Source organism: Pseudomonas sp. JV241A (assembly GCF_900275665.1).
In the GTDB taxonomy this organism is placed as follows: domain Bacteria; phylum Pseudomonadota; class Gammaproteobacteria; order Pseudomonadales; family Pseudomonadaceae; genus Aquipseudomonas; species Aquipseudomonas wadenswilerensis.
Genome location: NZ_OPYO01000033.1, coordinates 331,859 through 356,949, shown reverse-complemented (window position 1 = coordinate 356,949; position 25,091 = coordinate 331,859). Strand labels below are relative to the sequence as shown.

Below are 25,091 nucleotides of genomic sequence, written 5' to 3'. Positions count from 1 at the left end.
TTTTTTTCGCTGCCCGTCGTTTGCGGGCTTGGCTCAAGCGTCCGTGCGCTACTGCAGCATTAGCGATCCAGGGCCTGGATCAGGGTTTCAGCCAGGGGCCAGGGGCCGTAGCCGGCTGCCGGGTTGAGGTGGCCGACGGCGCCCAGTTCGAGCAACTGGCTGCCCCAGCCGCGCGCCATGGTGCTGACCGCCTCGAGGCTGGCCAGATGATCATCGCTACTGGCGGCGACGATGCTGGGGAACGGCAGCGGCGTGATCGGCAGCGGGCTCCAGCCGTTGGCGCGCAGGCTGTCCGGGCTTGGGTAGGCGGCGGGCCACGCCGCTTGCAGGTCCGGCGGCGCCGCCAGCAGCGCGCCCTTGATCGGCCGCTGATAGCGCGCGGCCCAATGGGCCACCATCAGCACCCCGGCGCTGTGCGCTACCAGCACTACCTCGCCGTCGATCTGCTGCAGCACCTGCTCGATGGCCTCGACCCGGGCATTGCAGTCCAGGCCGTTGCGCTGCAGCGCTGGCACCGTGTGCACCTTGGCCAGGCGCGCCGCCAGCAGGGTCTGCCAGTGTTCGGCAACGTGCTCGCGCAGGCCGGGGACGATCAGGACAGTTGCGCGGGTATGCAGTTTTTCCACGTCGGCACCTATGCTCAAGACAGTCCGCTCGCAGGTAATCTCGAGCGCTTGCACAGCCACAGTAATCAGCCCTCCCCCCTGGCGCTTTACATTGCGCGTCAGCGACTTTTCATTTGGTGACAGCGCTGCCGGCAAACGACCGGGCGCTCAGCAATAGCGGGGGTTGGCCGACGGAGCGCTGCTGCAGGCGGCTTCTCATTTGACGACACCCGCGCTATAACGAGTGACCCGCCACAGAAGCGGGACGCCCGATGACCACGCGTGGAAAACAACAACAATGACCGCCCTCGTACGTGCTGCAAGCCTGACCAACTACCTTGAGGTGTCTCGCCACCTTGGGCTCAACCCCCACGCCCTGTTGGCCCAGGTCGGCCTCAGCACCGCCCTGCTCGACGATCCTAACCAACGCATTGCGGTGTCCAGCGTGGTGACCCTGCTGGAAGAGTCGGCGCGGGTCAGTGGCTGCGAAACCTTCGGCCTGCGCATGGCCGAGCTGCGCCAGCTCTCGGATTTTGGCGAGATCAGCCTGCTGCTCAGCCACCAGCGCACCCTGCGCGATGCCCTGCAGGTGATCGTCCAGTACCGGCACTTGCTCAACGACGCCCTGGCCATCCATATCGAAGAAGCCGGCAAGACCGTGATCATTCGTGAAGAAGTGGTCACCGACCAGCCCCAGCGCGGCCGGCAGGCAACGGAACTGGCGATTGGCGTGATGTTGCGTTTGTGCGCCGCGCTGCTGGGGGCTCACTGGCACCCGATCAGCGCCAATTTCACCCATACCGCCCCGGCGGACCTGGCGATTCATCGGCGCATTTTTGGCTGCAAGCTGGTGTTTGGCAGCGAATTCAATGGCATCGTCTGCCCGGCTACCGACCTCGACACCGCCAACCCCTTGGCCAACGAGGCCATGGCGCGCCTGGCGCAGCGTTACCTGGACACCTTGCAGGCCGGTGGCAAGCTGTCGCTGGAGCTGGAAATGCGCAAGACCATCTACCTGCTTCTGCCCATGGGCCGGGCGACCATCGAGCAAGTGGCACAGACCCAGGGCATGAACGTGCGCACCTTGCAGCGGCGCCTGGAAGAATGCGGGGTGACCTTCAGCGACCTGATCAACGGCGTGCGCCGTGACCTGGTGATCCGTTACCTGGAAAACCCCAGCTACTCGCTGGGACGGATTGCCGACATGCTGGGGTACTCGATGCCCAGCTCATTTACCCGCTGGTTCATCGCCCAGTTCGGCATGCCGCCGGCCAGCTGGCGGGCGCAGCATGATCGCCGGCAAGATCAGCACTGAATGGATCGCGACCGCTGCGCGCTCGATCGCGGGGCAAGCCCGCTCCTACAGGTTCGGCGTACACAGATACATTGTGGGAGCTGGCTTGCCAGCGATGAGGCCAGTTCAGCCGGCACATCAGGCGTTGCCTGGACTACCATCGCTGGCAAGCCAGCTCCCACACGTTCGCGGAGCATGCAGAACGGTTGTGGGCAACCGTCTACAACCCCCAGTGCATCAATGCCAACACCAGCAGCACCAGGAACACCGTCTCACCCACCATCAGCGCAATCGGCTTGAAGCCCACCGCTGCCAGTTCCTTGAGCTGAGTCTTCATTCCCAGGGCGCTGATCGCCACCACCAGGCACCAGCGGGACAGATCGTTGACCCCACCCTGCACCGCCGCCGACACCCAGCCGGTACTGTTGACGCAGGCCAGCAGTACAAAACCGACCGCAAACCACGGCAGCAACGGCGGCCGCTGCCCGCTCGCATCCCCACCGGCCCGCCGGGTAATCATCGCCGCACAGACAATCACCGGCAGCAACATGGCCACGCGCATCAGCTTGACCACGGTCGCCACGTCCCCGGTCTCGGTCGACATGCTGTACCCCGCCCCCACCACCTGTGCCACGTCGTGAATGGTCGCACCGAGAAACACCCCGGCCTGTTGCGGCGACAACTGCAGCCAGCCGGCAATCATCGGGTAGAGGATCATCGCCAGGGTCGACAACGCCGACACGCCGATCACGGTAAACAACGTGGCGCGCTCTTTTTGCGGGTGATGGGGCAAGGCCGCGGCCAGGGCCAGAGCCGCCGAAGCCCCGCAGATCGCCGTGGCACCGCCGGTAAGCATGCCGAACAAGCGCTGAAAGCCCAGGGCACGGGCCGCCACCACCGAAACCAGGATGGTCACCACCACCAGGATCACCACCAGCGCCACCGGTTTCCAGCCCAGGCTGGCGATCTGGCTCAGGGTAATGCGCATGCCCAGCAGCGCCACCCCCAGGCGCAACACTGTGCGCGCGGTAAATTCAATCCCGGCCTTGCAACGGCCATCGGCCGCGAGAAAGTTCAGGGCCATGCCCAGCAACAAGGCAAACAGCATCACCGGGGCATCGTAGTGCTCACTGAGAAAGCTGGCCGCCGCCGCGGCGATCAGGCTGACGATAAAGCCCGGCGCCAGTTCCCGGGCACGGTGGTTGACGGCGGCAATTGCGATCACGCTCATTGGCCCGGTTCCTTGCACGCTAAGACGATGAACAGTTGCTCGCCCTGGCGCTCGACCGGGTAGCTGGCAACCTTGAGTTGATTGGAGTTGAGCAAGTAGCCGCTGGCCAGATCAAAGCGCAGGCCATGGGCGCAGCACTGGATCACCCGCCCGTCCAGGCGCCCGCCGCACAGCGAGGCGCCCTGGTGCGGGCAACTGTCGTCGATGGCGTAAAAGGTGTCAGCGACGTTGAACAGCGCCACGCTCTTGCCTTGCCATTCGAGCAGCACCCGCCCGTCACGCGCCGGCACTTTGTCGGCCGGTACCGGATAGCGCAGGCTCATGCCGGGACCACTTCTTCCAGGGCGTCGCCCATGGCCTGCAGCAGCACCGCGACCGGCTGGGCGCCCGATACCCGCAGGCGCTGATTGAAACGAAAACACGGCACGCCATCCGCGGCGCGATCATTGGCGCCAATGAACGGGCTGGCATCGCCGCGCAGGCAATCGGCAACCTGGGCCGGCTCCAGGCCACAGGCGCGGGCGATGTGCAGCAAGGTAATCGGATCGCCCAGGTCCTTGCCCTGCTGAAAGTAGGCGGCAAACAGCTTGGCCAGCAGGGCTTCAGCCCGTTCCGGCGAGCCCAGCGCCACGGCGCGCTGCAGCAGACGATGGGCGTCGGCGGTATTGGGCATGCGACTGATACGGGCAAAATCGATATCCACCCCGGCAGCCTCGGCGGCGGCGCGCACCTGCGCCTGGCGCAGGCGTACCGCCTCATCGCTGCCCAGGCGCTTGCGGTAGAAGGCCTCGAACGGCTGCCCGGTCCTGGCGATCTGCGGCAGCAACTGCACCCCGCGCCAGTGCAGGCTCACCTCAACTTCCGGCTGCTCGCGCCGCAACTGCTCCAGGGCCCGCTGCAGATGAGCCTGGCCGATCAGGCACCAGGGGCAGATAAAGTCAAAGAACACTTCGATCGACAACACTTGTTTCACGGTTTCAACTCCTCGGCCGCACCGGGTTCAACCGCCTGCGGGTTGTCGAGGCGGGCCATGTCACGGTGGTAATGACGCTTGGCGATGAAGAACACCGCGGCGGCGCCGATGCTGATCAGCGGCACCAGCTGAAAGGCGGCGTGCAGGCCGATCAGGTCGGACACCCGACCGGTAATCAAAGGCCCGGTCGCCAGGCCAAGCAGGTTGTTGGCCAGGGTCAGGGTGGCAAAGGCGGTGCCGTGCACCGAGTAATGAGTGAGGTTGGCGACCATGGCGCTGGACGGGCCGTTGGTGCCGGCGGCAACCATCATTCCCAGGCAGATCAGCACCAGTTGCGCCGTGCCCGAGGGCAGCGCGAAGGCCAGCGACAGCAACAGGCAGCTACCCAGGCAATAGCCGATGGCCAGGCTGATCTTGCGGTCCGGGCGCTGGCGGCCGAGGCGGTCGCAGAGCATGGCGCAGAGGATCATGCCAATGCCGCTGCACAGCACGATGATTGCCGCCACCACGCCGGCCTGGTCGGTGCCCATGGCGTAGTAGCGATTCAGGTAGCTGGGCATCCAGACGATCACCGTGCCGCCAACGAACAACTGCAAGCCACTGCCCACGTAAGCGGCGATCACCGAACGGCTGCCGTACAGGGTGTGCAGTGGCCGGGCGATCTTGCACGCGGGGGCGTTGACGCGCTGCGGGGCGATCTTCGCCTCCTTGACGATCAGCGGGTACAGCAACGCCAGCAACAGGCCGAACAAGGCCATGCCGGCAAACGCCCAGCGCCAGCCAAAGTGCTGGGCCATCAAGCCGCCCAGGGCCATGCCCAGTACTGAGCCGAACATGCCGCCGGCCATGAAGGCACCGGCCAGGGTGGCGCGCATGTCACGGGGGAACACTGCGACCACCACGGCAATGCCGACGCTGCCATAGGCCGCCTCACCGACGCCGACCAGAAAGCGCGCGGCGAACATCTGCGGGTAGTTGTCGGCCAGGGCGCAGCCGAGGGTGGCCAGGCTCCAGAGCACGGCCATCAGCACCAGGCTCCTGATCCGCCCGAAGCGGTCGGCCAGTAGCGACAAGGGAAAGGTCAGCAGGCCGACCATCAGCGCGACAATGCCGCTGAGCAGGCCCAACTGGCTGTCGCTCAGGGCCCATTCGGCCTTGAGCAGCGGAAATACCGCGTTGAGTACCTGCCGCGACATGTAGTCGGAAATCAGCAGGCCGAAGGTCAAGGCAAAGACAATCCAGGCATATCGCCGTGGAATGCCCCGTGAAGTGTCGGCGCCGTCGTCTGTGGCGCTGGCGAGATAGGCGGCCATGCTGCCTCCTTGGGGTTGTCTGGCATGAGTTTTATTGTTTTTGAAAAGCCCGACGGTCAGCGCTGCGGATCGGCGGCCCGGCACGTAAACACGTACCGGGCCTGGCCAATCAGGCGCGCTGCGGCACACCCTTCTGGCCCGGCTGGCGGTTAGGCGCCATGCCGTTGGCCTGGAGGGTCTGCTCGATGCTGCTGTACTGCTCGCCAATGCGGTAGATGGCCCGCGCTTCCTTGCCGTTGGCAATCTCACGGCCCAGTTCATGGGCCACGCGCACGGTCTGCTGGATCTGCTGCACCGAACCGAAGCGCTTGCCGTGCTGGTCGATGATGGTGTCTTCGTTGCCGCAACGCGGGTGCAGCCCCATGGCCAGGGCCATGGTGTTGAACGGCAGCACGTTTTTCAGCAGCGATTCGGCGGTCAGCGTGCAGCCGTTGGGTGCACGGTGAATGAAGTTGAAGAAGTTGAACGGGTTGGGGCCGTCGAAGCCGCCACCAATGCCGATCCAGGTCAGGTTCAGCGGGCCCATGTAGTCACCCTTGCGCACAATGCGTTCGAGGGTTTCCAGGGCGTGCATGCCGGTCAGCTGGAAATGCGGCTGGATACCGCTCGCCTGCAAACGGCGCAGGTGTTCGCGCACCCAGGCGGGACCGGCCGGTACGGTCATTTCGCTGTAGGCGGCCTGAATCGCCGGATGGGCCAGGGAGGTGCCTTCCAGGTACTGCGGATACAGCAGCTCCATGATGTTCATCTGCGTGGTGTTGATCGCCACGGTGACCTGATCGGGCTTGGGCGTCAGCTCTGCGAGCATGTGCCGGGTGTCATCGGACAGCCACTTGGCCGCCTCGCCATCGCTTTCCGGGGCGAACGAGATCGAACCGCCGACCTGGATGATCATCTCCGGCACCGCTTCGCGCACGCCGGCAATCAGTTCGTTGAATTTCGACAGGCGCTTGGAGCCCTTGCCGTCCAGTTCGCGCACGTGCAGGTGGAGTACGGTGGCGCCGGCGTCATAGCAGTCGACTGCCTTTTGCACCTGTTCGTCCATGGTCAGCGGGATGTCTTCGGGAAAGTCCTCTGGCATCCATTCCGGGCCATAAGGGGCGACGGTGATCACCACCTTTTCCATGTTTTCCGGGTGCAACGAATCGTCGAAGAATTGCATGCTGTAGTCCTCGGTCTTGTTATTGTCCTGGGGTGTTGCGGGCCTTCAGAAGGTGCGGTCGCCCTTGATCCCGGCGCGCTCCATCTTGCGGTGGCAAGGCGGGTAGTCCATCACCGCGTAGTGCTGGGTGCTGCGGTTGTCCCAGATCGCCACGCTGTTGGGCTTCCAGCGCCAGCGCACCTGGTATTCGGGCAGGTAGGCCTGGCTGATCAGGTAGCGCAGCAGATCACTGGCACCGGGGTTGGCGTCCTGGCCGAAACGCACCCGCTGCGGGGTGTGGTAGTTGCTGAAGTGGGTGGTGAAAGCATTGACGAACAGCACCTGCTCACCGGTTTGCGGGTGGGTACGCACCACCGGGTGTTCGGCATCGGGGAACTGCGCCTTGAGCGCCAGGCGTTTTTCCATCGGCATCGCGGCGCCAAAACTGGCCTCGATGCTGTGCCGGGCGCGCAGGCCCTCGATCTTGGCTTTCACATCCTCCGGCAGGTTCTGGTAAGCCAGCACCATGTTCGCCCACATAGTGTCGCCGCCTACCGGCGGGCATTCCACACAGCGCAACACGCAGCCCATGGGCGGTGCCTCGCGCCAGGTGGCGTCGGTGTGCCAGGCGTTTTCGTAGCGGTCGGCGGGCTGGTCCGGGCGCTTGTAGATCTGTACCAGACCCGGGTGCTCGGGGTCGCTGCCGGCCACCGGGTGGTCTTCCAGCTCGCCAAAGCGCCGGGCAAAAGCGACATGCTCGGCGCGGCTGAAGGTCTGATCGCGCAGGAACAGCACCCGGTGCTTGAGCAACTGCGCACGCAGTTGCTCGAACAGGTCGTCGTCATGAATCGCATCTGCCAGATTGACCCCGGTGACTTCGGCACCGAGAGCGCAGGTCAGTTGTTCGATGTGCATGCTGTTGCCCTCTTCAGATGACGAAGATCGACGAGCCGGTGGTCTTGCGCGCTTCCAGGTCACGGTGGGCCTGGACCGCATCCTGCAACGCGTAGTGCTGGTTGATCTCGATCTTGATCCGCCCGCTGCTGACATGCTCGAACAGCTCGCCGGCAAGGTCGGCCTTCTCGGCCGGGTCGGCGATGTAGTCGGCCAGCGCCGGGCGGGTCAGGTGCAATGAGCCTTTGATCGCCAGGATCTGCGGGTCGAACGGGGTGATGGTGCCGGAGGCAGTGCCGACGCAGACCATCAGGCCACGGCGCTTGAGCGAGTCCAGCGAGGCCATGAAAGTGCTCTTGCCGACGCTGTCGAACACCACATTGACGCCGACGCCATCAGTCAGCTCGCGTACGCGCTTGGCCACATCTTCATGGCTGTAGTTGATGGTGTGGTTGCAACCATGGGCGCGGGCCACTTCAGCCTTGGCCTCGGTGGACACCGTGCCGATCACCGTCAGCCCGAGCAGGCGCGCCCACTGCGAGACAATCAGGCCGACACCGCCGGCAGCGGCGTGCAGCAGCACCGTGTCACCGGGCTTGAAGTCATACAGGCGGCGCATCAGGTAGGCCGAGGTCAGGCCGCGCATGGTCATCGCTGCAGCGGTTTCGAAGGCGATGGTTTCCGGCAACTTGATCAAGGCTGCCGCCGGAATCAACCGCTCGGTGCAATAAGCGCCCAGGGTGTTGAGAAAACCGGTGTAGGTCACCCGGTCGCCAACGGCGACCTGGGTCACGCCCTCGCCCACCGCCTGCACCACCCCTGAGGCTTCCACGCCCATGCCGTTGGGCAACGGGATTGGATAGGTGCCGTTGCGAAAGTAGGTGTCGGCGTAGTTCAGGCCCACCGCCACCTGGCGCAGGCGCACCTGGCCCGGGCCCGGCTCGCCGACCTCGGCGTCCTCGTAGCGCAGTACCTCGGGGCCACCGGTTTCATAGAAGCGTACGACTTTGGCCATGCATGTCACTCCAGTCATCCTGACGCCGTGCGTCAATTCTTGTTGACTGGACTCTATGCCCTACGCCAGGCAGGTGCTTCGCATCGGACGACAAGCTGTTTTCATTTGATGACAAGCGCCCTGGGCTGGCCGCCTGGCGGGCTTTCTCGTAGCATGTCCAGGCCCTTCTTAGTGTCTGCGAGAGCTCGATGAAGTCCCCCGCCGGTTTGCTGTTTGCAGGTATTGAGCTGGACCGTGACAGCAGCACCCCGCTCTACCGCCAGCTGTACCTGCAGATTCGCAAGCAGATTCTTACCGGTCGCCTGCAGGGCGGCATTCGCTTGCCCTCGACGCGCACCCTGAGCCAGGAGCTGCAACTATCGCGCATCACCCTGCTCAATGCCTTCGACCAGTTGATTGCCGAAGGCTTTCTGGTCTCGCGCACCGGCGCTGGCACCTATGTCAGTGACGAGTGGCAGCGCAGCGCCGGCGCCGAGCCGCCAGCAGCGGCCGCGCCCAAGCTCTCGGACTTGAGCCGGACGATGCTGTCGCTGCGCAGCGATCATTTTCGCGGGGTGTCCTACGCCCACTGCGGCGATCAAGCACCGACCTCGTTCCTGCCCAGTCATGGCGCTTTCGAAGCCTTTCCCCAGGCATTGTGGAAGCGCCTGCTCAACCGCCACGGGCAAAAGCCGAGCAAGGCCATGCTCGGTTACGGCGAGTTGCAAGGCCTGCAGACGCTGCGCCAGGCGATTGCCGAGTACGTGTTCGACGCCCGCGGCATCGACTGCAACGCCGAGCAAGTGGTGATCGTCTCCGGCGCGCAGCAGGCCTTCAACCTGCTGGCGATGCTGCTGCTCAACCCGGACGAGCCGGTATGGATGGAAGACCCTGGTCATATCGCCGCGCGTATCGCCTTTCAGGCCCATGGCTGCCGGGTGGTGCCCGTCCCCATCGACGATCAGGGCCTCGATGTGCAACACGCCATTGGCGAATGCCCCGAGGCGCGCCTGGTGTTCACCACCCCGTCACGGCAACACCCGCTGGGTATGACCCTCAGCCACAACCGGCGCCTGGAACTGATTGACTGGGCGGCGGCCAGTGGCAGCTGGATTATCGAAGACGACTGCGACAGCGAACTGCGCTACCGCGGCCGGCAATTGCCGGCGCTGTACGCCATGGACCGAGGCGACCGGGTGATCTACGTCGGCACCTTCAGCAAGGTGCTGTTCCCTTCCCTGCGCCTGGGTTACGTGATTCTGCCCCCGGCACTGGTCGAACCGTTCTGCACCTTGCGCGCGGTGCTCGACCGCAGCCCGCCGACCCTGTTGCAGGCAGTGACCGCCGATTTCATGAGTGAAGGCCACTTCATTGGCCATATCCGTCGCATGCGGACGTTGTACCAGGCCCGCCAGCAGTGCTTGCTGGAGGTGTTGCAACGGCGCCTGGGCGGCTTTTTGCAGGTTGCCCCGGTCGAAGCCGGCATGCACCTGATTGCCTGGCTCCCGCCGCAGCTGGATGACCAGGCACTGGCCCGGCAGTTGGCCGGGCATGGCGTGCATACCTACGCCTTGAGTGACTACTGCCTCACGCGCTACTTGCCACCGGCGCTGCTGCTCGGCTTTGCCGGCACGCCCCAGGATCAGGCCGAAGCCAAGGTCGAGGCGCTGGTGCAGGCCCTCAGGGCGATTGGCCACCAGGTCTGAGCAGTGGCCTTATCAATTGATTGGTAATGGATCTATCGAGTGTTGCTCCGCGGCGCGATAAAGAACGCGCCGGTAGAACCGGTGTCCGCACCAGGAACGACTCGAATGAACACATTACAAGAACGCTTCGCTACGTTACTGAACCACAATGCCCAGGGTGCCCAGGCGCCACTGCTGACCCGCGAGCTGGCCAGCCGCCTGCTTGAACGCCTCGACCAGGCGCGGCTGTTTGCCCACGCCTACCCGCTGCTGACCAACCTCACCCACGGGCGCGTCACCCCGTTCGACCTGCTCGACTTCGCCTACCGCCATGAACTGGCCGGCCTGAGCCTGCACATGCTCGACGGTGAGCACAACAGCCTGGCGCAAATGAACACGACGCAATTGTGCGCCTTTGCTGAAAAGGCCCGGGCCCTGCAACTGGATGTGCACCTGGAAATCAGCAGCACGCGCAAGGCCGACGTCGATGCGGTGGTGGCCGTGGCCAAGGTCATCGGCAGCCGCAACATTCGCGTGTACTCACGTTATGAAGGCCTGCTGTCACAGGTCATGGACCAGATCGGTGGCGACCTGCTGTACCTGGCCCGGCTGGCCGATGCCCACGACCTGAATTTTGATTTCGAGCAGCATGAGGAGCTCAAGAGCGACGAGATCGCCCAGTTGCTGCGCCAGGCCAACCATCCACGGCTCAATGCCCTGTTCGATTTCGGCAACATGATCAACGCCTGCGAACAACCGCTGCAGGCCCTGCACAACCTCGCCCCGCATATTCGCCAGAGCCACCTCAAGGGCGTGCGGGTGGTGGCCGAAGACCAGGGCTTTGGCCACTGCGGGGTACTGCAAGGCAGCGCCGAGGACGAGCTGCCCGGCGCGCGCATGCTGTTCGAGTTGCTGATGCTCGGTGAACAGCAGCCCCAAGTGATCGCCTTCATCCTCGAACAGGAAAACCACTACCTCGCCCCGGCCTTCCGTCAACACAACGAGCCGGCCGATCCGTTCATTGCCTACCGGGAAATGAGCGACACGCCCCTGCCCGCAGGCCTGACCCTCGAGCAGATGCTGGCCGGCGAACAACGCTGGGCCAACAACCAGGTCAGCTACGTGAAGACCTTGCTGGCCGAGCTGCGCACCCTCGCCGAGTTGACCCTGGCCAGCCCTGCCAGCCTTTGAGCCCTACCCCACTACGCCTGGAGAATAACAATGACTGCGCACAACAAGGCCAAATGGTTCAAGTTCCTGATACTGATCCTGGGTGGCGGCACCGTCTACAAGCTGGCCAACCTCAAGGACGCGTTCTACGTACCCATGCAGGAGTTCATGGGCCTCTCGCACACCCAGATCGGCTTGCTGCTCAGCGCCAACGCCATCATCGCCACCGGCCTGTTCGTGGTCGGCGGCATGCTGGCTGACCGCTACGACACCCGCAAGCTGATCCCCCTGGGCCTGATCGGTACCGGCGCCCTGGGCCTGTACCTGGCCACCTTCCCGCCGTTCAGCAGCCTGATGCTGGTGTTCTGCCTGCTGGCGGTGTGCGCCGACTGCATCTACTGGCCGGCGCTGCTCAAAGCCATTCGCGGCCTGGGCAACGACCAGGAACAAGGGCGCATGTTCGGCCTGCTCGAAGGCGGGCGCGGCGTGGTCGACACCCTGGTGGCGTTTTCCGCGCTGGGCGTGTTCATTGCCCTGGGCAGCGGCGAACACGGCCTGAAAGCGGCGATCCTGTTCTACGCGCTGATCGACATCGCCGCCGGGGTGCTGACCTGGTTCTTGCTCAAAGGCAATCCGGCGCAGGCCCAGACCAGCGCCAAGAACCCGCTGGCCAACCTTATGGAGGCAATCAAGGTGCCGGCGATCTGGCTGGTCAGCTTCAACGTGTTCATGGTCTATATCGTCTACTGCGGTTTGACCTACTTCATCCCCTACCTGAAGGAAGTCTACGGCCTGCCGGTGGCCCTGGTCGGCGCCTACGGCATCATCAACCAGTACATGCTGAAAATTCTCGGCGGGCCGGCGGGCGGTTTCATCGCCGACAAACACTTCAAGAGCCCCAGCCGCTACCTGAAGTGGGCGTTTCTGGCGTTGCTGCCGATGATGGCGATCATTCTCCTGGTGCCCAAGAGCCCGGGCTTCATCTATGCCGGCATGGCCGCGACGCTGTCGTTCGCCTTCATCGTGTTTTCCATGCGCGGGGTGTTCTGGGCGCCGATGGGCGAAGTCGGGATTGCCCCGCACATCACCGGTTCTGCGTTTGGCATCGGCTGCCTGATCGGCTATGCACCGGGGATGTTCGCCTACGTCGGCTACGGCGCAATCCTTGACCACTTCCCCGGCCAGCAAGGCTACAACTACGTGTTCATCGCCATGATGCTGCTGGCGCTGATCGGCTTTGCCATCGCCAGCCGCCTGCAGCGCCTGGTGCGCAAGGCGGCGCCGCTGACGGCAGCGGCCACCGCCTAGGGCCCGGGTTACATCTCGACCTGGGTGCCCAGCTCGATCACCCGGTTCAGCGGCAGGTTGAAGTACTTGAGGTTGCTGTTGGCGTTTTTGAGCAGGAACGCGAACAGCGCCTCGCGCCAGCGCGCCATACCGATGCGCTTGGTCGGGATCACCGTCTCGCGGCTAAGGAAGTAGGTGGTGGCCATCGGGCTGAAATCCAGGTCCTTGAGGTGGCACAGCTGCAGCGCCGCCGGTACGTCGGGTTCTTCGATAAAGCCGAAGTTGAGGTTGACCCGGTAGAAGCCCTCACCAAATGCCTGTACTTCAAAACGCTGGGCCACTGGCACCCGTGGGCGATCCTGGGACACCACGGTGAGCAGCACCACCCGCTCGTGCAACACCTGGTTGTGCAGAAGGTTATGCAACAGCGCATGGGGCACGGCGTCGGCACGGGCGGTGAGGAACACCGCAGTGCCCTGCACCCGGTGCGGCGGCTGTGCGGCCAGGCTGCTGATGAACAGCGGCAGCGGCAAGGCCGACTCGTCGAGGCGCTCGACGATGATCTTGCGCCCGCGTTTCCAGGTGGTCATGAGGATGAACAAGACAATGCCGGCGATCACCGGGAAGGCACCACCCTGGAAGATTTTCGGCGCGTTGGCGGCAAAGTACAGGCTGTCGACCAGCAAAAAGCCCAGCAACAACGGCACCGCCAGCCAGCGCGGTGCCTTCCACAGCAACAAGACCACCGCCGAGGACAGCAAGGTGGTAATCAGCATGGTGCCGGTCACCGCCACACCATAGGCCGCCGCCAGTGCGCCGGACGACTCGAAGCCGATCACCAGCAGCACCACACCGACCATAAGCGCCCAGTTCACCGTACCGATGTAGATCTGCCCCTGCTCCTGGCTGGAGGTGTGCTGGATGAACATGCGCGGCACATAACCCAGTTGAATGGCCTGGCGGGTGAGCGAGAACGCACCGGAGATCACTGCCTGGGAAGCAATGATGGTCGCCAGGGTGGCCAGGGCGATCATCGGCAGCAGCGCCCAGTCCGGGGCCAGCAGGTAGAACGGGTTGCGCACCGCCTCGGGGTTGCCGAGGATCAGCGCACCCTGGCCGAAATAGTTGAGCACCAGGCCCGGCAGCACCAGCAGGATCCAGGCGCGGGCGATGGGCTTGCGGCCAAAATGGCCCATGTCGGCATACAACGCCTCGGCGCCCGTCAGGGCCAGCACCACTGCACCGAGAATCGCCACGCCGATGCCCGGGTGCACGATAAAGAAGTTCACCGCCCAGGCCGGGTTCATCGCCAGCAGCACTTCCGGACGCTGGACGATGCCATAGATACCCAGCGCACCGAGCACGCTGAACCACAACACCATGACAGGGCCGAAAATGATACCGATGCGTGCGGTGCCATGCTTCTGGATCAGAAACAGCGCCACCAGCACCACCACCGCCAGGGGCACGACCCAGTGGTCGATGCCGTCAAAGGCCAGTTGCAGCCCCTCTACCGCCGACAGCACCGAGATCGCCGGGGTGATCATGCTGTCGCCATAGAACAGCGCAGCACCGAACAGCCCGAGCAGCACCAGCACCCGGCTCAAGCGCGGATACGGCGCCGCCGCACGCCGGGCCAGGGCCGTCAGGGCCATGATGCCGCCTTCGCCCTGGTTATCGGCGCGCAGCACAAACAGCACGTACTTGATGGTGACAACCCAGATCAGCGACCAGAACACCAGCGACAGAATGCCGAGCACGCCGTCATGGTTGGCCTGTACGCCGTAATGGCCGGCGAAGACCTCCTTGAGGGTGTACAACGGGCTGGTACCGATATCGCCATAGACCACGCCGGCAGCGGCGATCAACAGGCTCAGTGACGAGGTTTTTACGGGGGGATGGGCGCTTGCGGAAGTTGCGGCTTGGCTCACGGTAGGACGTCTCGAAGAAATGCACGGGCAGTATCCCTTTCTGCGTAACGCGTCTTCGTAAAAAGTCCGTAAAATTTTTTTACATTTGTCGGCTGGCTGGACTGGCCCCCACAGGTCTGACGTACACCTATCTACTGTGGGAGCGGGCTTGCCCCGCGATCGATCTACAGCCCGATCACCGTCCCGGCCCACGCGCCGCCATCGTCCTGCCGAGCAATCACCAGACACTCCCCTGCCCCCTGCGCCTTGCCGATCAACGCACCCTCCCTGCCCCAGATCGCACTCTGCCCCGCCGCCTGCCAGCCACCGGTTTCACCGCCATGGTTGGCCAGCATCACCATCATCTGATGTTCGACGGCATAACCGGCCATCTGCTGGCTCTCGGCAACGATGCCCCTGTGGGAAATCAGCATCCCCGCTGCATAGACATCTGCACCGAGCCTGGCGGCATGGGCCGGGTGGCTGGGTTGCATGGCATCGGCGCAGATGGCCAACGCCAGCCGCTGGCCCCCGAGCGGCAGCAGATCGCCACCGCTGCCCGGGGTGAACACCAGGTCTTCACCGGGGTGCAGATACTGCTTGCTGTACAAGCCAACACTGCCGTCGGGGCGAAAGATCAGTGCCGCCAGCAACACCTGACCACTGCCGGGCACGCGCACCGGTGCACCGACCACGCTGTACATCGCCTGTTTACGGGCAAGTTCGCGCAACGGGTCCAGGCGCGGATCGTCCGAGCTCAGGGCCAGGTCGGGCGCGGCGTCAAGTTCATAGCCGGTCAGCGACAGTTCCGGGAACAGCAGAAACTGCACGCCCTGTTCAGCGGCCAACTGCATCATCTGCAGATGACGCTGCACATTGCCGGTAATGTCCCGGGCAATGGCAACGGTTTGAGCGCAAGCGACAGTCATTGTCATGCTTTCATCCTTAAGGAGGGGCTGTTCAACCCGTGAGCACGGCGCTCAGGTCAAGCCCGTGGGCGCCCAGTGGCGGGCACCAGTAGTAGCCGCCGGTGAGCGGCCGGCTGAAGCGGTACAGGGCGTCGACCACGCCGTCTTCCAGGCCGCTCATGCGCCGCAGCTGTACTTCGAAGGCGTCGAAGGAGTGACCGAAGGCGAGGAAGGCCAGGCCGGCGCCGCGCTCGTCTGCCCAGGGCATCGAGCGACGGACGATAAAGGCCTCAGGCGCGAAGCTTTCCTGGGCGGTGCGCTTGACGTGGGCCGATTCCGGCGCGTCGTCGAGTTCTTCGTTGTCGGCCTTGCGCCGGCCGATGATGTCGTCCTGCTCGGCTTGCGGCAAAGCCTTGAAACAATTCAGGTCGTGGCGCCACAGCTGGAAGGCGGCAAAGCTTGAGCCGTTCAGGCCCGGCACATCGCTGGAGAGGATCGCCGCTTCGATGGCGGCGTCTTCCACCGGGTTCTCGGTGCCATCTTCGTAGCCGGTCAGGTCATGGCCGGTCTTGTGGCGGAAGGCATCGGTGGCCTCGGCCAGGGTGAAGGCCGGTGCCAGCAGTTGCTCCAGGTCCTGGCTGAGCAGCCACAGGTCGCCGCGGTCTTCACCGCGCAGCCACAGCCACAGATCGTGCTGGGTGCAGGGGTTGTCGACCGCCGCAGTCAGGCGTGGGAACTCGCGCAGGCCGTCGATGCTGCGGCCCAGGGCCTGCACCAGCGGCGCACCGAAACCGGCCACCACACGGCTGCCATCGACCTGTTGCAGCAGCGCATCGAGCACGCCCGGCAGCGCAGCTGGCGAGTGCAAGGTGAAAAACAGGTGGCGGGCCTGGGCGGGAACGGGGGCGGCGAGAATGCCTGGCTGAAACTGCATCGGGAATCGGGTCCTGGGGTAAAAGCGGCGATGCTACTGTCTGCTGGGCATAAACCGCAAGATAAGTAATGGATATTGAAATCCTTTCCTACACTGGCCTACATCGCCCCTTTTAAGAGTCTATGCCATGACTGCATCGCCCTTGCTCAGTGCCTTCCTGCCCATTGCCCTGGGCTTCATCATGCTCGGTCTGGGGCTGACCCTGACCCTGGCCGATTTTGCCCGGGTGGTGAAGTTCCCCAGGCCCGTGCTGATTGGCCTGGCCTGCCAGATCCTGCTGCTGCCGTTTATCTGCTTCCTGATTGCCAACGGCTTTGGCCTGGCGCCTGCGCTGGCGGTCGGGCTGATGCTGCTGGCGGCCTCGCCGGGTGGCACCACCGCCAACCTGTTCAGCCACCTGGCCCATGGTGATGTAGCCTTGAACGTGACGCTGACGGCGGTCAACTCGCTGATCGCGATCCTGACCATGCCGCTGCTGGTCAACCTGTCGCTGGCCTACTTCATGGCCGCCGACCAGGCCATCCCGTTGCAGTTCGCCAAGGTGCTGCAGGTGTTTGCCATCGTCCTGGTGCCGGTGGCCCTGGGGATGCTGATTCGCTATCTGGCGCCGGGATTTGCAACGCGCATGGAGCGGCCGATGAAAATCATTGCCGCACTGTTTCTGGTATTTACGATTGTCCTGGCGATGGTCAAGGACTGGCAGACCGTCGTCGACTATGCCCCGGTGGTAGGCGGCGCCGCGCTGTTGTTCAACCTGTTGAGCCTGAGCATCGGCTACTGGCTGCCACGCCTGCTGAAAATCCCCAAACGTCAGGCGATTGCCATCGGCATGGAGATCGGCATTCACAACGGCACCTTGGCGATTGCCCTGGCGCTGAGCCCAACCCTGCTGAACAACTCGACCATGGCGATACCGGCGGCGATTTACAGCCTGATCATGTTCTTTACCGCGGCTGGGTTTGGCTGGTGGGTGAGCCGTGGGCATGAGCCCCTGACGGCAGGAGCGGCGCAGCAGCGCCCCGACTTGACTCGCGATTGACCGCGACGCCTACCCTTCAGCGCGCGCCAGCCTGCCGACGCCTTTGCCCTGCGCCAGGCCGCGGGGTGGCGCGCCATAGGTTCGGCGGAACAAGCGGCTGAAATGGGCCTGATCGTAGAAGCCCAGGTCCAGGGCGATGGCACTTAACGGCTGGCCGGCCAGCACCCTGGGCAAGGCCCGTTCCAGGCGCAGTTGGGTCAGCCATTGCTGCGGTGGCAGGCCGCAATGGTTGCGAAAGCGGCGCAGCAACTGCCAGGGGCTGAGGTCGGCGAAAGCGGCCATCTCTTCCAGGCTTGGCGGCAGGTCCAGGCGCGACTCCAGCCATTCGCGCAGTTGCCGCCAAAGCAGCGGATCGAAGCCCTGCCCGTGTTCGCTGACCTTGAGGGTCGAGCCCAGCCCGAGCAACAGCGCCAGGGTTTCCCACAATTGGCTCTGGAACGCCAGCGGGTCGCGTTGCCGGTGCAGGCCATCGAGCAACTGCTGCAACTGCGGATGGCGCAGCTGCAGGGCATTGAGGTTGGGCAAACCTTGTCGGCCGTCGCTCAGATCGCGACTCACCTCGGCCAGCCAGGCTGGGTCGAGGGTCAGGATGCGGATGCCGTAGCCCTGGTCATCGGCACTGGCACCGTCGTGCACATGCTCCGGGGCCATCAGCAGGATGTCCCCGGCTCCGGCCAGCTGGCGCGTGCCACCGGCGGCGTAGCGCTGCTGGCCGGTGACGATCAGGCCGATGTGGTACTCCAGGTGAAAATGCCGGGGAAAGGCAAATTGCTGGTAGCGGGCATCGATCAGGCGCACGCCTGGATGCCCGGGGGCCTGATGGACGACGCTATCCAACTAGCAGGCCGCCCGCCATTGGCGGATCTGGTCGAGGGTTGCGGTCACGCCACCACATACGATCACCAGCACTTTCTGGTGGCGCTTGAGTTCGGCCGTTGGTGCGTAAGCCAGGGCCAAAGCCGCACCACAGGCGGGCTCAACCAGGATGCGCTGGTCCAGCAGGAACTGCTCGCAGGCATCCAGCGCCGCCTGATCACTGACCACATGGCTGTACACCGGCCGCTGCTGACTCCACTCGAAGGCCCGCTGGCACACCTGTTTGGCCGCCAGCGAAGTAGCCACGGTGTTGACGCCGTCCAGCGCCACCAACTGCTTTTTCGCCATGGAAGCTGCCAGCGACGCGGCGCCGGCGGTCTCGACGGCGAATACCGGCACCTGGCCCCAGCCATTGCGCGCCAAGCCTTCGCAAACCCCGGACAACAAACCACCGCCACCGACCGCGACCACCACCGCATCAGGCTTGAAACCCGTGGCGGCGACTTCATCGATCATGGTCGCGTGGCCCTGCCACAGCAGCGGGTCATCGAAGGGATGGATATAGGCGTCGTCCTCGCCCATCAGCGACAGCGCCAGGGCGTTGGCCTCGTGCCAGGCCTTGCCATGCACGATTACCTCGGCCTGTTCCTGACGGATCAGCTGCTTGGCCCGCTCGGTGGTGGTCTCTGGCACCACCACGGTTACCGGCAGGCCCAGAATGCGCCCGGCAACGGCCACGGCAATCCCGGCATTACCGCCAGACGAGGAGACGAAACGGCGCTTGCCCTGCTTGGCATAGGCTTCACAGGCGGCCCCGATGCCGCGCAGCTTGAACGAACCGGACGGCTGCAGCGCGTCGAGCTTGAGCCAGATGTCCAGGCCACTGGCCAGGCTCAACGGGCGTGACGCCACCAGCGGGGTTTCGATGTGCAGGCTCATAAGGTTTCTCCACTGGTCAATTCAACGATCAGTTCTATTTCGACACAGGCGCCCAGCGGGATCTGGCTGGCACCGAAAGCGCTACGGGCATGCTTGCCACGCTCGCCGAAGACTTCTTCGAACAGTTCCGAGCAGCCGTTGGCGACCAGGTGCTGTTCGGTGTACTCACTGCTGCTGTTGACCAGGCACAGCAGCTTGACCACTTTGGCGATGCGGTTCAAGTCACCCGTGGCCGCAAGCAAGGTGCCGAGCAAGTCGAGGCCGACCCTGCGCGCGGCCATGTGCCCGGTGGCGGTGTCCAGTTCGCGGCCGAGCTGGCCGACCCAGGGGGCACCGTTGTGCTTGGCGATATGGCCGGAGATGAACAACAGATTGCCGCTCTGCACCCAGGGCAGATAGGCGGCGGCCGGTGGGCTGGGCGGCGTGAGGGTGATGCCCAGTTGTTCGAGGCGCTGATGAGGGGATACGGACATGGCAGGTGGCCTTGAGAAGGGAACCTGGCCAGCCTACTGCTACTGGGCTGTGGGAATCTTGTATGAAATTGCGCTCGATCGCTGGCAGGTCCGGCGTGCACAGATCCCCTGTGGGAGCCGGCCTTGCCGGCGAAAATCTCAGCCGCGCTGCCGCGCCCGCAGCTGTTGCTTCAACCTGCGCAGCGGCGGCGCGTACAAAAAGCCGAACGACACGTTGTTGTCCCGCCCCTTCAACGCATGGTGGAGCATATGCGCGCGGTACAGACGCTTGAGGTAGCGGTTGCGCGGCCGTGGCCGGAACGGCCAGTGCCGGTGGACGATGCCGTCATGGACGATCACGTAGATCACCCCGAACGCCGCCACTCCCGCCCCCACCCACTGCAACGGCGCATGCCCGGCCCGGCCCAGCGCCAACAGGGCCAAGGCGATCAGGGCCAAGGCCAGCAGGTAGACATCGTTGGTTTCCAGCGCCCCCAGGTGCGGCTCATGGTGCGAGCGATGCAGGAACCAGCCCCAGCCGTGCATGATGTAACGATGCGCCAGGTAGCCGATGCCCTCCATGGCCGTCAGGGTGCAGAGAAATACAGCGAGGTTGAGGATCATGCGTCGAGGTTCGCGTGGCTGGGCAGAAACGCCACAAAGCCTACCACCTCGGCCCTATTCGCGCACCGTCACCGTGGCCGTGGTACCGGCACGCAGGTTGGCCTTGCCGGCATAGTCCGGGTCGATCTCGATGCGCACCGGGATGCGCTGGGCCAGTTTTACCCAGGTGTAACTGGGGTTGATATTGGCCAGCAGGCGGTTGCCGGGGGCGTTTTCGCGGTCGGTAATGGCATAGGCGATGCTCTGCACCGTGCCCTGGAAGCGTTCGCCGCTCATCAGGGCGATATCCACCTTGCTGCCGGGGTGAATGCGCGGCAGCTTGGTTTCCTCGAAATAACCGCTGATATGGAACGAGCCGCTATCGACCAGCGCCAGCAGCGGCCCGCCGGCAGTGGCGTAATCCCCCTGACGGGTCAGCAGATTGGTCACATATCCGCTGACCGGCGCGTAGATCCGCGTGCGTTGCAGGTCCAGCTCGGCCTGGGTCAAGGCGGCGCTGGCCAGTTGCACGTTTGCCGTTGCCAGGCTCAGGTTGGCCTGGCCGCGCATCAATTCGGCCTGGGCCACGGCAACGTCGGTGCTGGATTTCTCCCATTCTTCACCGGAGATGGCAAAGCCCTGCTTCAAGGTACGCCGCCGTTGCTCTTCGCTCTGGCGCTGCTTGAGCAGGGCCTGGCTGGAGATGATCGCAGCCTGGGCCAGGCCTTCGCTGGCCTGCGCCACCTCGATGGCGCGGCGCGCATGCTCGACCGCCAGGGCGTAACGTTCGGGGTCGATCTCCAGCAGCAGCTCGCCCTTGTCCACGTGCTGGTTGTCCGCCACCTTGAGGCTGACGATGCGCCCGGCGACATCTGCCGACAGCGTCACTACATCGGCGCGCACCCGCGCATCGCGGGTCCACGGCGCACGGGTGTAATGCTCCCAGGCAAACCAGCCGAGCACCAGCGCCAGCACCACCACAACCAGGGTCGAGACCTGGGCTACACGTTCGTTCAAGGTTCAGCTCCCCATGTACAGGATGATCAACGCGCACAGGCAGGCGTACAGCGCGCCTTCAAACAGGGCCGGATGCCAGACCCGCTGCATGACCCCCAGCTTTTGCAGCAGCCAAAGCACGGCAATCAACAGCGGCACCGCCAGCAACAAGGCCTGGGCAATCGGCGGCAGATAGACGCCGCCAATCTCGAAATCAATGGGCAAGGGCCGGGGCTCCTTCTGCAGCAGGTTCAAGATAGGGGCTGTAGTGGCGCAAGAAGCCGGCAATCACCAGCAAGGCGACACGGATACGGAACAGCGAGCGTAGCTGCTCGGCAGGCGCCTGCAGCTGTTCGCCGTGCAGGTTGTCGAGGCTTTCACCCAGCGCCTGCAGGGTCTGCAGCAAGCTCGGCAGCACCACCGAGGTGCGCCCGGCGATGTATCGGCCGGCATTGCGCAGCACCTGCTCAAGCTGCACGCGCAATGCCTCTGGCAGCAACGGGTTGGCCCTGCCCTGCTCCTGCAACTGGCGCATGGCAACGCCCAGGGCCATGCAACCCAGGTTGACCTCGAACAGTGCCCGCGAGCGTTCGTCGCGGGTCGCCGGCAGCAGGCCGATAATCAGGGTCAGGCGGTCGACCATGCGGCTTTCAAAGGCGAACTGGCGTTCATCCGACGCCGGGCCCTTGAGCAAGGCATACACCTGTTCACGGGTTTCGCGAAACAGGCGCTCGATGCGTAATTGTGGGTTAAACGGGAAAATCCAGGCATACACCATCAGCGACAGCGCCGCGCCACAGACATACGCGCCAGCGAACTCGAACCACTGGATGGCGGTGTTTTGCCAGGCGCCGATGTTCTGCGGGCCGAACAGCAAAAAGCTCGACAGCCCCAGGCCCATGCCGATCCCTGCGGTCATCGGCCCCGACAACCCCACCGCCACCACATACAGCAAAGGCAACAACAGCAGTGCGAGCATTTCGAAGTCGACTACCTGGGGGATCAGCCAGAACTGGTACAGCGCCGACACCACCAATGCCAACCCCAGGCCGCGGGCATAGTTCTGCGCGGCCATCAGCGGGCGCGGAAAGGTCGCCATCAGCGAGCACAGAATCCCCACCAGGATCATTCCGGCGCGGGCACCGTCCCAGGCGGTCTCTATCCAGATCAGCCCGGCAGCGACCAGGGCGATAAAGGCGCGGCTGGCGTTCATTGCCGCCAGACGCCAGTCCAGGTGCAAGGGATTGGTGCGCCCTTGGCGGTACAGGCAGTCTCCGGGCCGGCCTTCCTGGATGGCATCGCTGAGCTCGAGCATTTCGCCCAGCTGTTCAAGCAGGCGCGCCTGCTCCCAGCGCAAGGCCCAGGCCAGCGAGCGCAGCGGGGTTGGCAGGTCGCTTTGCAGTTGCTCGGCTTGCAGCGCGGCCTGGTCGAAGCGCCGCTGCAAGGCACTGAAGTGCTCGCGGGCCTCCGCTGGCAAGGCCCGGCCCTGTTGCGCCAGCAGGTCAAGGAAGGCCAGCTCATCGGCCAGCAGGCGGCTGATGAATTGCGGGTAATCGCCTTGCCAGCGCTCGGCGATCATCAGCTTCTGGTTACGCAGCACCGTCAGCCGCGAGCTGAGCAGCACCAGTTGGTTGCCCAGCAGTTGCACCAGGCCATTGGCCCCGCGCAAATGCGGCGCGTCGAAGTACAGGTGCCGACGCAAGCCTTCCAGGGCGCTGATCTCGCCGAGGATCTGCATCTGCCGCTGGCTGAACTCGGCAGCGCTCTCTTCGCCGCGAATCGCCGCCGCGGCATGGCTGGCCATGAGTTTGATCAGGTTGTCGACCTTGGCAAAGTACCCGCTGGCCACCGCCTGCGGCCGCGCACTGAGCAGGCTGACCGCACATACGCAGGCCACTGCCAGCAGGGTTTCAGTGACCCGGGTAATCGCCAGCATCAGGGTGTTGTCCTGTTCCGGGATCGCCAGCATCGCGACCACTACGGCGGTAAAACCGCTGAGCACGAAGGCATGCGAACTGGTGTAGCGCAGCAAGGTGCCGCCGGCGGTACACAGGGCCAGCCACAGCGCCAGGGTAATGATGAACGGCAACGGCGCCTGCGGGAACAACGCCATGATCAGCACCGCCACCGCCGCCCCCAGGGTCGTGCCGACCACCTGGGCGAAGCTGCGCTGCAAGGTCATGCCGCCCAGGGGCTGACTGACGATGAACACCGCCATGATCGACCACTTGGGTTGGTCCAGGTCAAAGATGAACGCCAGGTACAGGGTCAACAGGCAGGCGACGATGGTCCGCAGGGCGAAGCGCAAGGTGTCTGCGCCTGGGTGCAGCACCAGTCGCCAGTAATTGATCAAAGGTTGCACACAGGTCTCTCGAAAGTCCTTTGAGGGAAACAGTAGCTATTGAAGCCCATCAGGGAAAGACAACGAGATGACCCTCAGCGTTGCATATCTGGAACGATCCGCTGCGGATGCAAAAATTGTCATGCTTTTAACCTTGACCCTGCGCTGCCCGAGAGTTAGTTTCTCGCCCGCATTTTTGCATGCCTACACAGGAGTCCTGCATTGGACAGTAGCTCTAGTCGATTGCGACAGGTCCACACGGCGCGCTAGTTCAGCAGGTTCCTTCTGCCACTGGCACGCCGAACACGGCGGTTAGTGGCGATTCGCATCCCTTGCGGATGACAAATCCTCATTCTCCCTCCCGCACACCTTGCACCTTCAATGGTGATGAAGGTTCGTGGCCCTGCGCATTCTCTTTATTCACGTGCATCACCCCCGGGGTTCGGTGCCAAAGCGGCGTATTGCCGTGGATTCGAGGTTTGCTATGGATTGGAAAGTATTTCTGCTGCGCGTCACCGTCGCGCTGGTACTCGGGGCGCTGATCGGCGCCGAACGTCAACTGCGCCAGCGCCTGACCGGCCTGCGCACCAACGCCCTGGTCAGCACCGGCGCCTGCCTGTTCGTGCTGATGACCCAGGCGGTGCCGGGCATGGCCGCGACCGACGCCTCGCGCGTCGCTGCCTATGTGGTCTCGGGCATCGGCTTTCTCGGCGGTGGCGTGATTATGCGCGATGGCCTAAACGTGCGCGGCCTGAACACCGCCGCCACCCTCTGGTGCACCGCCGCCATCGGCGTGCTGTGCAGCCTGGGGCTGCTGCTGGAGGCGGCGCTGGGCAGCTGCGTGGTGCTGTGCGCCAACATCCTGCTGCGCGACATCGCCCAGCGCCTGAATCATCAGGACGTGCTGCCGGCCAACGAGGCCGAGCAACGTTTCGAAGTGCGTATTACCTGCCGTGCCGAGGACGAGATCCAGGTGCGCAGCCTGATGCTGCACAGCTTCGGCAACGACGGCCTGCGCCTGCAGTCGTTGCACAGCGAAGACCTGGCCAACCCGGCCAAGCTGGAAGTGCGCGCCGAGCTGATGGGCAGCCCCGATGCACCCACCCAGCTGGAACGCCTGGTCAGCCGGGTGAGCCTGGAGAAAGGCGTCAGCTCGGTGCGCTGGCAAGTGCAGGAGCTGACGGCGGACTAACGGCGTTCGTCCGACAGCGGCGTGGGCTGATCCGGCTCGGGCAAGCGGCCATCCTGGTCCGGAGCATCGGGCAGGCGCTCGATGTCCTGGGGCTGGTCGCGCCGCTGCGGCTCGCCGGGAACATTCGGGTCGGTGACCGGATCATGTTCACGTTGCGGGTTGTTAAGCGGATCTTTCCAGAGCGGATCATCTTCGGGACGTGGCTGACTCATGACAACTACCTCGCAAAAGCGGCGCAAGCAAATGCGCGCCGTACAGTTTCGAGGCTTGGCACTGGCCCGCCGTGCCGTCCAGGCGATCAACGGTACACCCGCGAAAATATGCTCAATGGCCAGCAAAATCCGCTGCAGCACCCAGCCGCTCAAGGGGTATCG

At 64.3% G+C, this 25,091-nt stretch carries 25 protein-coding genes; 6 read left to right on the top strand and 19 right to left on the bottom strand.

From position 1 onward, the window contains the following. Nucleotides 1-59 precede the first annotated feature (59 nt). Nucleotides 60-626, bottom strand: coding sequence for an alpha/beta fold hydrolase (locus tag JV241A_RS23285; RefSeq protein WP_134064665.1), 567 nt, complete (start codon nt 624-626; stop codon nt 60-62). A gap of 277 nt (nt 627-903) precedes the next feature. Between JV241A_RS23285 and JV241A_RS23280 the strand changes: the two genes are divergently transcribed. After that, on the top strand, nt 904-1,920 hold the full coding sequence (locus JV241A_RS23280; RefSeq protein ID WP_134064664.1) for an AraC family transcriptional regulator: 1,017 nt from the start codon (nt 904-906) through the stop codon (nt 1,918-1,920). 199 nt (nt 1,921-2,119) lie between these two features. Here the strand turns inward: JV241A_RS23280 and JV241A_RS23275 are convergent, their stop codons facing one another. From JV241A_RS23275 to JV241A_RS23245, 7 genes are all read right to left on the bottom strand, one after another. Next, nucleotides 2,120-3,130 carry a putative sulfate exporter family transporter gene (locus JV241A_RS23275; RefSeq protein ID WP_115086670.1) on the bottom strand — a complete coding sequence of 337 codons (1,011 nt, stop codon included), beginning with the start codon at nt 3,128-3,130 and terminating at the stop codon, nt 2,120-2,122. Further along, the gene (locus JV241A_RS23270) at nt 3,127-3,453 is read right to left on the bottom strand and encodes a Rieske 2Fe-2S domain-containing protein (RefSeq protein WP_115086671.1); all 327 of its coding nucleotides are present in this window, start codon (nt 3,451-3,453) and stop codon (nt 3,127-3,129) included. Before JV241A_RS23270 ends, JV241A_RS23275 begins: the two co-directional genes overlap by 4 nt. Beyond that, the gene (locus JV241A_RS23265; RefSeq protein ID WP_134064663.1) at nt 3,450-4,103 is read right to left on the bottom strand and encodes a DsbA family oxidoreductase; all 654 of its coding nucleotides are present in this window, start codon (nt 4,101-4,103) and stop codon (nt 3,450-3,452) included. The genes JV241A_RS23270 and JV241A_RS23265 overlap by 4 nt, the downstream gene beginning before the upstream one ends. Further along, entirely contained in the window at nt 4,100-5,416 is a 1,317-nt protein-coding gene (locus JV241A_RS23260; RefSeq protein ID WP_134064661.1) for an MFS transporter, read from the bottom strand. The genes JV241A_RS23265 and JV241A_RS23260 overlap by 4 nt, the downstream gene beginning before the upstream one ends. Before the next feature lie 109 nt (nt 5,417-5,525). Further along, complete coding sequence (locus JV241A_RS23255) at nt 5,526-6,578, bottom strand: 3-keto-5-aminohexanoate cleavage protein (protein WP_115086674.1); 1,053 nt, start codon at nt 6,576-6,578, stop codon at nt 5,526-5,528. 45 nt (nt 6,579-6,623) lie between these two features. After that, the gene (locus JV241A_RS23250) at nt 6,624-7,472 is read right to left on the bottom strand and encodes a TauD/TfdA family dioxygenase (RefSeq protein WP_115086675.1); all 849 of its coding nucleotides are present in this window, start codon (nt 7,470-7,472) and stop codon (nt 6,624-6,626) included. A 13-nt stretch (nt 7,473-7,485) separates the two neighbouring features. Beyond that, nucleotides 7,486-8,466: a quinone oxidoreductase gene (locus JV241A_RS23245; protein ID WP_134064659.1), complete on the bottom strand. Its 981-nt coding sequence runs from the start codon at nt 8,464-8,466 to the stop codon at nt 7,486-7,488. A 188-nt stretch (nt 8,467-8,654) separates the two neighbouring features. Between JV241A_RS23245 and JV241A_RS23240 the strand changes: the two genes are divergently transcribed. The 3 genes from JV241A_RS23240 (at nt 8,655) to JV241A_RS23230 (ending at nt 12,608) form a co-directional block, all read left to right on the top strand. Then, entirely contained in the window at nt 8,655-10,151 is a 1,497-nt protein-coding gene (locus tag JV241A_RS23240) for a PLP-dependent aminotransferase family protein (protein WP_115086677.1), read from the top strand. Nucleotides 10,152-10,256: 105 nt separating this feature from the next. Further along, nucleotides 10,257-11,321, top strand: a complete 1,065-nt coding sequence (locus JV241A_RS23235; protein WP_134064657.1) for a TIM barrel protein — start codon at nt 10,257-10,259, stop codon at nt 11,319-11,321. 30 nt (nt 11,322-11,351) lie between these two features. Beyond that, nucleotides 11,352-12,608, top strand: a complete 1,257-nt coding sequence (locus JV241A_RS23230; RefSeq protein ID WP_115086679.1) for an MFS transporter — start codon at nt 11,352-11,354, stop codon at nt 12,606-12,608. Nucleotides 12,609-12,616: 8 nt separating this feature from the next. Here the strand turns inward: JV241A_RS23230 and JV241A_RS23225 are convergent, their stop codons facing one another. From JV241A_RS23225 to JV241A_RS23215, 3 genes are all read right to left on the bottom strand, one after another. Next, the gene (locus JV241A_RS23225) at nt 12,617-14,518 is read right to left on the bottom strand and encodes a potassium transporter Kup (RefSeq protein ID WP_115086680.1); all 1,902 of its coding nucleotides are present in this window, start codon (nt 14,516-14,518) and stop codon (nt 12,617-12,619) included. A 164-nt stretch (nt 14,519-14,682) separates the two neighbouring features. Next, the gene (locus JV241A_RS23220) at nt 14,683-15,432 is read right to left on the bottom strand and encodes a carbon-nitrogen hydrolase family protein (RefSeq protein ID WP_166675738.1); all 750 of its coding nucleotides are present in this window, start codon (nt 15,430-15,432) and stop codon (nt 14,683-14,685) included. A gap of 25 nt (nt 15,433-15,457) precedes the next feature. After that, nucleotides 15,458-16,339, bottom strand: coding sequence for a Dyp-type peroxidase (locus tag JV241A_RS23215; protein WP_134064655.1), 882 nt, complete (start codon nt 16,337-16,339; stop codon nt 15,458-15,460). Between the two features lie 127 nt (nt 16,340-16,466). Between JV241A_RS23215 and JV241A_RS23210 the strand changes: the two genes are divergently transcribed. Then, on the top strand, nt 16,467-17,378 hold the full coding sequence (locus JV241A_RS23210) for a bile acid:sodium symporter family protein (protein ID WP_134064653.1): 912 nt from the start codon (nt 16,467-16,469) through the stop codon (nt 17,376-17,378). A gap of 9 nt (nt 17,379-17,387) precedes the next feature. Here the strand turns inward: JV241A_RS23210 and JV241A_RS23205 are convergent, their stop codons facing one another. From JV241A_RS23205 to JV241A_RS23175, 7 genes are all read right to left on the bottom strand, one after another. Then, entirely contained in the window at nt 17,388-18,215 is an 828-nt protein-coding gene (locus JV241A_RS23205) for an AraC family transcriptional regulator (RefSeq protein WP_166675737.1), read from the bottom strand. Then, on the bottom strand, nt 18,216-19,133 hold the full coding sequence (locus JV241A_RS23200) for a pyridoxal-phosphate dependent enzyme (protein WP_134064651.1): 918 nt from the start codon (nt 19,131-19,133) through the stop codon (nt 18,216-18,218). Next, nucleotides 19,130-19,606 (bottom strand): RidA family protein, encoded by a 477-nt coding sequence (locus tag JV241A_RS23195; protein ID WP_115086686.1) that lies wholly within the window; start codon nt 19,604-19,606, stop codon nt 19,130-19,132. The genes JV241A_RS23200 and JV241A_RS23195 overlap by 4 nt, the downstream gene beginning before the upstream one ends. A gap of 138 nt (nt 19,607-19,744) precedes the next feature. After that, on the bottom strand, nt 19,745-20,209 hold the full coding sequence (locus JV241A_RS23190) for a sterol desaturase family protein (RefSeq protein ID WP_134064649.1): 465 nt from the start codon (nt 20,207-20,209) through the stop codon (nt 19,745-19,747). Nucleotides 20,210-20,263: 54 nt separating this feature from the next. After that, on the bottom strand, nt 20,264-21,205 hold the full coding sequence (locus JV241A_RS23185) for an HlyD family secretion protein (RefSeq protein ID WP_134064646.1): 942 nt from the start codon (nt 21,203-21,205) through the stop codon (nt 20,264-20,266). A gap of 3 nt (nt 21,206-21,208) precedes the next feature. Continuing rightward, the gene (locus JV241A_RS23180; RefSeq protein ID WP_115086689.1) at nt 21,209-21,409 is read right to left on the bottom strand and encodes a DUF1656 domain-containing protein; all 201 of its coding nucleotides are present in this window, start codon (nt 21,407-21,409) and stop codon (nt 21,209-21,211) included. Then, nucleotides 21,399-23,546, bottom strand: coding sequence for an FUSC family protein (locus JV241A_RS23175; protein ID WP_115086690.1), 2,148 nt, complete (start codon nt 23,544-23,546; stop codon nt 21,399-21,401). Before JV241A_RS23175 ends, JV241A_RS23180 begins: the two co-directional genes overlap by 11 nt. A gap of 463 nt (nt 23,547-24,009) precedes the next feature. Between JV241A_RS23175 and JV241A_RS23170 the strand changes: the two genes are divergently transcribed. After that, nucleotides 24,010-24,717, top strand: coding sequence for an MgtC/SapB family protein (locus JV241A_RS23170; protein ID WP_038995292.1), 708 nt, complete (start codon nt 24,010-24,012; stop codon nt 24,715-24,717). Here the strand turns inward: JV241A_RS23170 and JV241A_RS23165 are convergent. Beyond that, on the bottom strand, nt 24,714-24,929 hold the full coding sequence (locus JV241A_RS23165; RefSeq protein WP_134064644.1) for a hypothetical protein: 216 nt from the start codon (nt 24,927-24,929) through the stop codon (nt 24,714-24,716). The two genes, JV241A_RS23170 and JV241A_RS23165, sit on opposite strands and share 4 nt — an antisense overlap. Nucleotides 24,930-25,091: the final 162 nt, after the last annotated feature.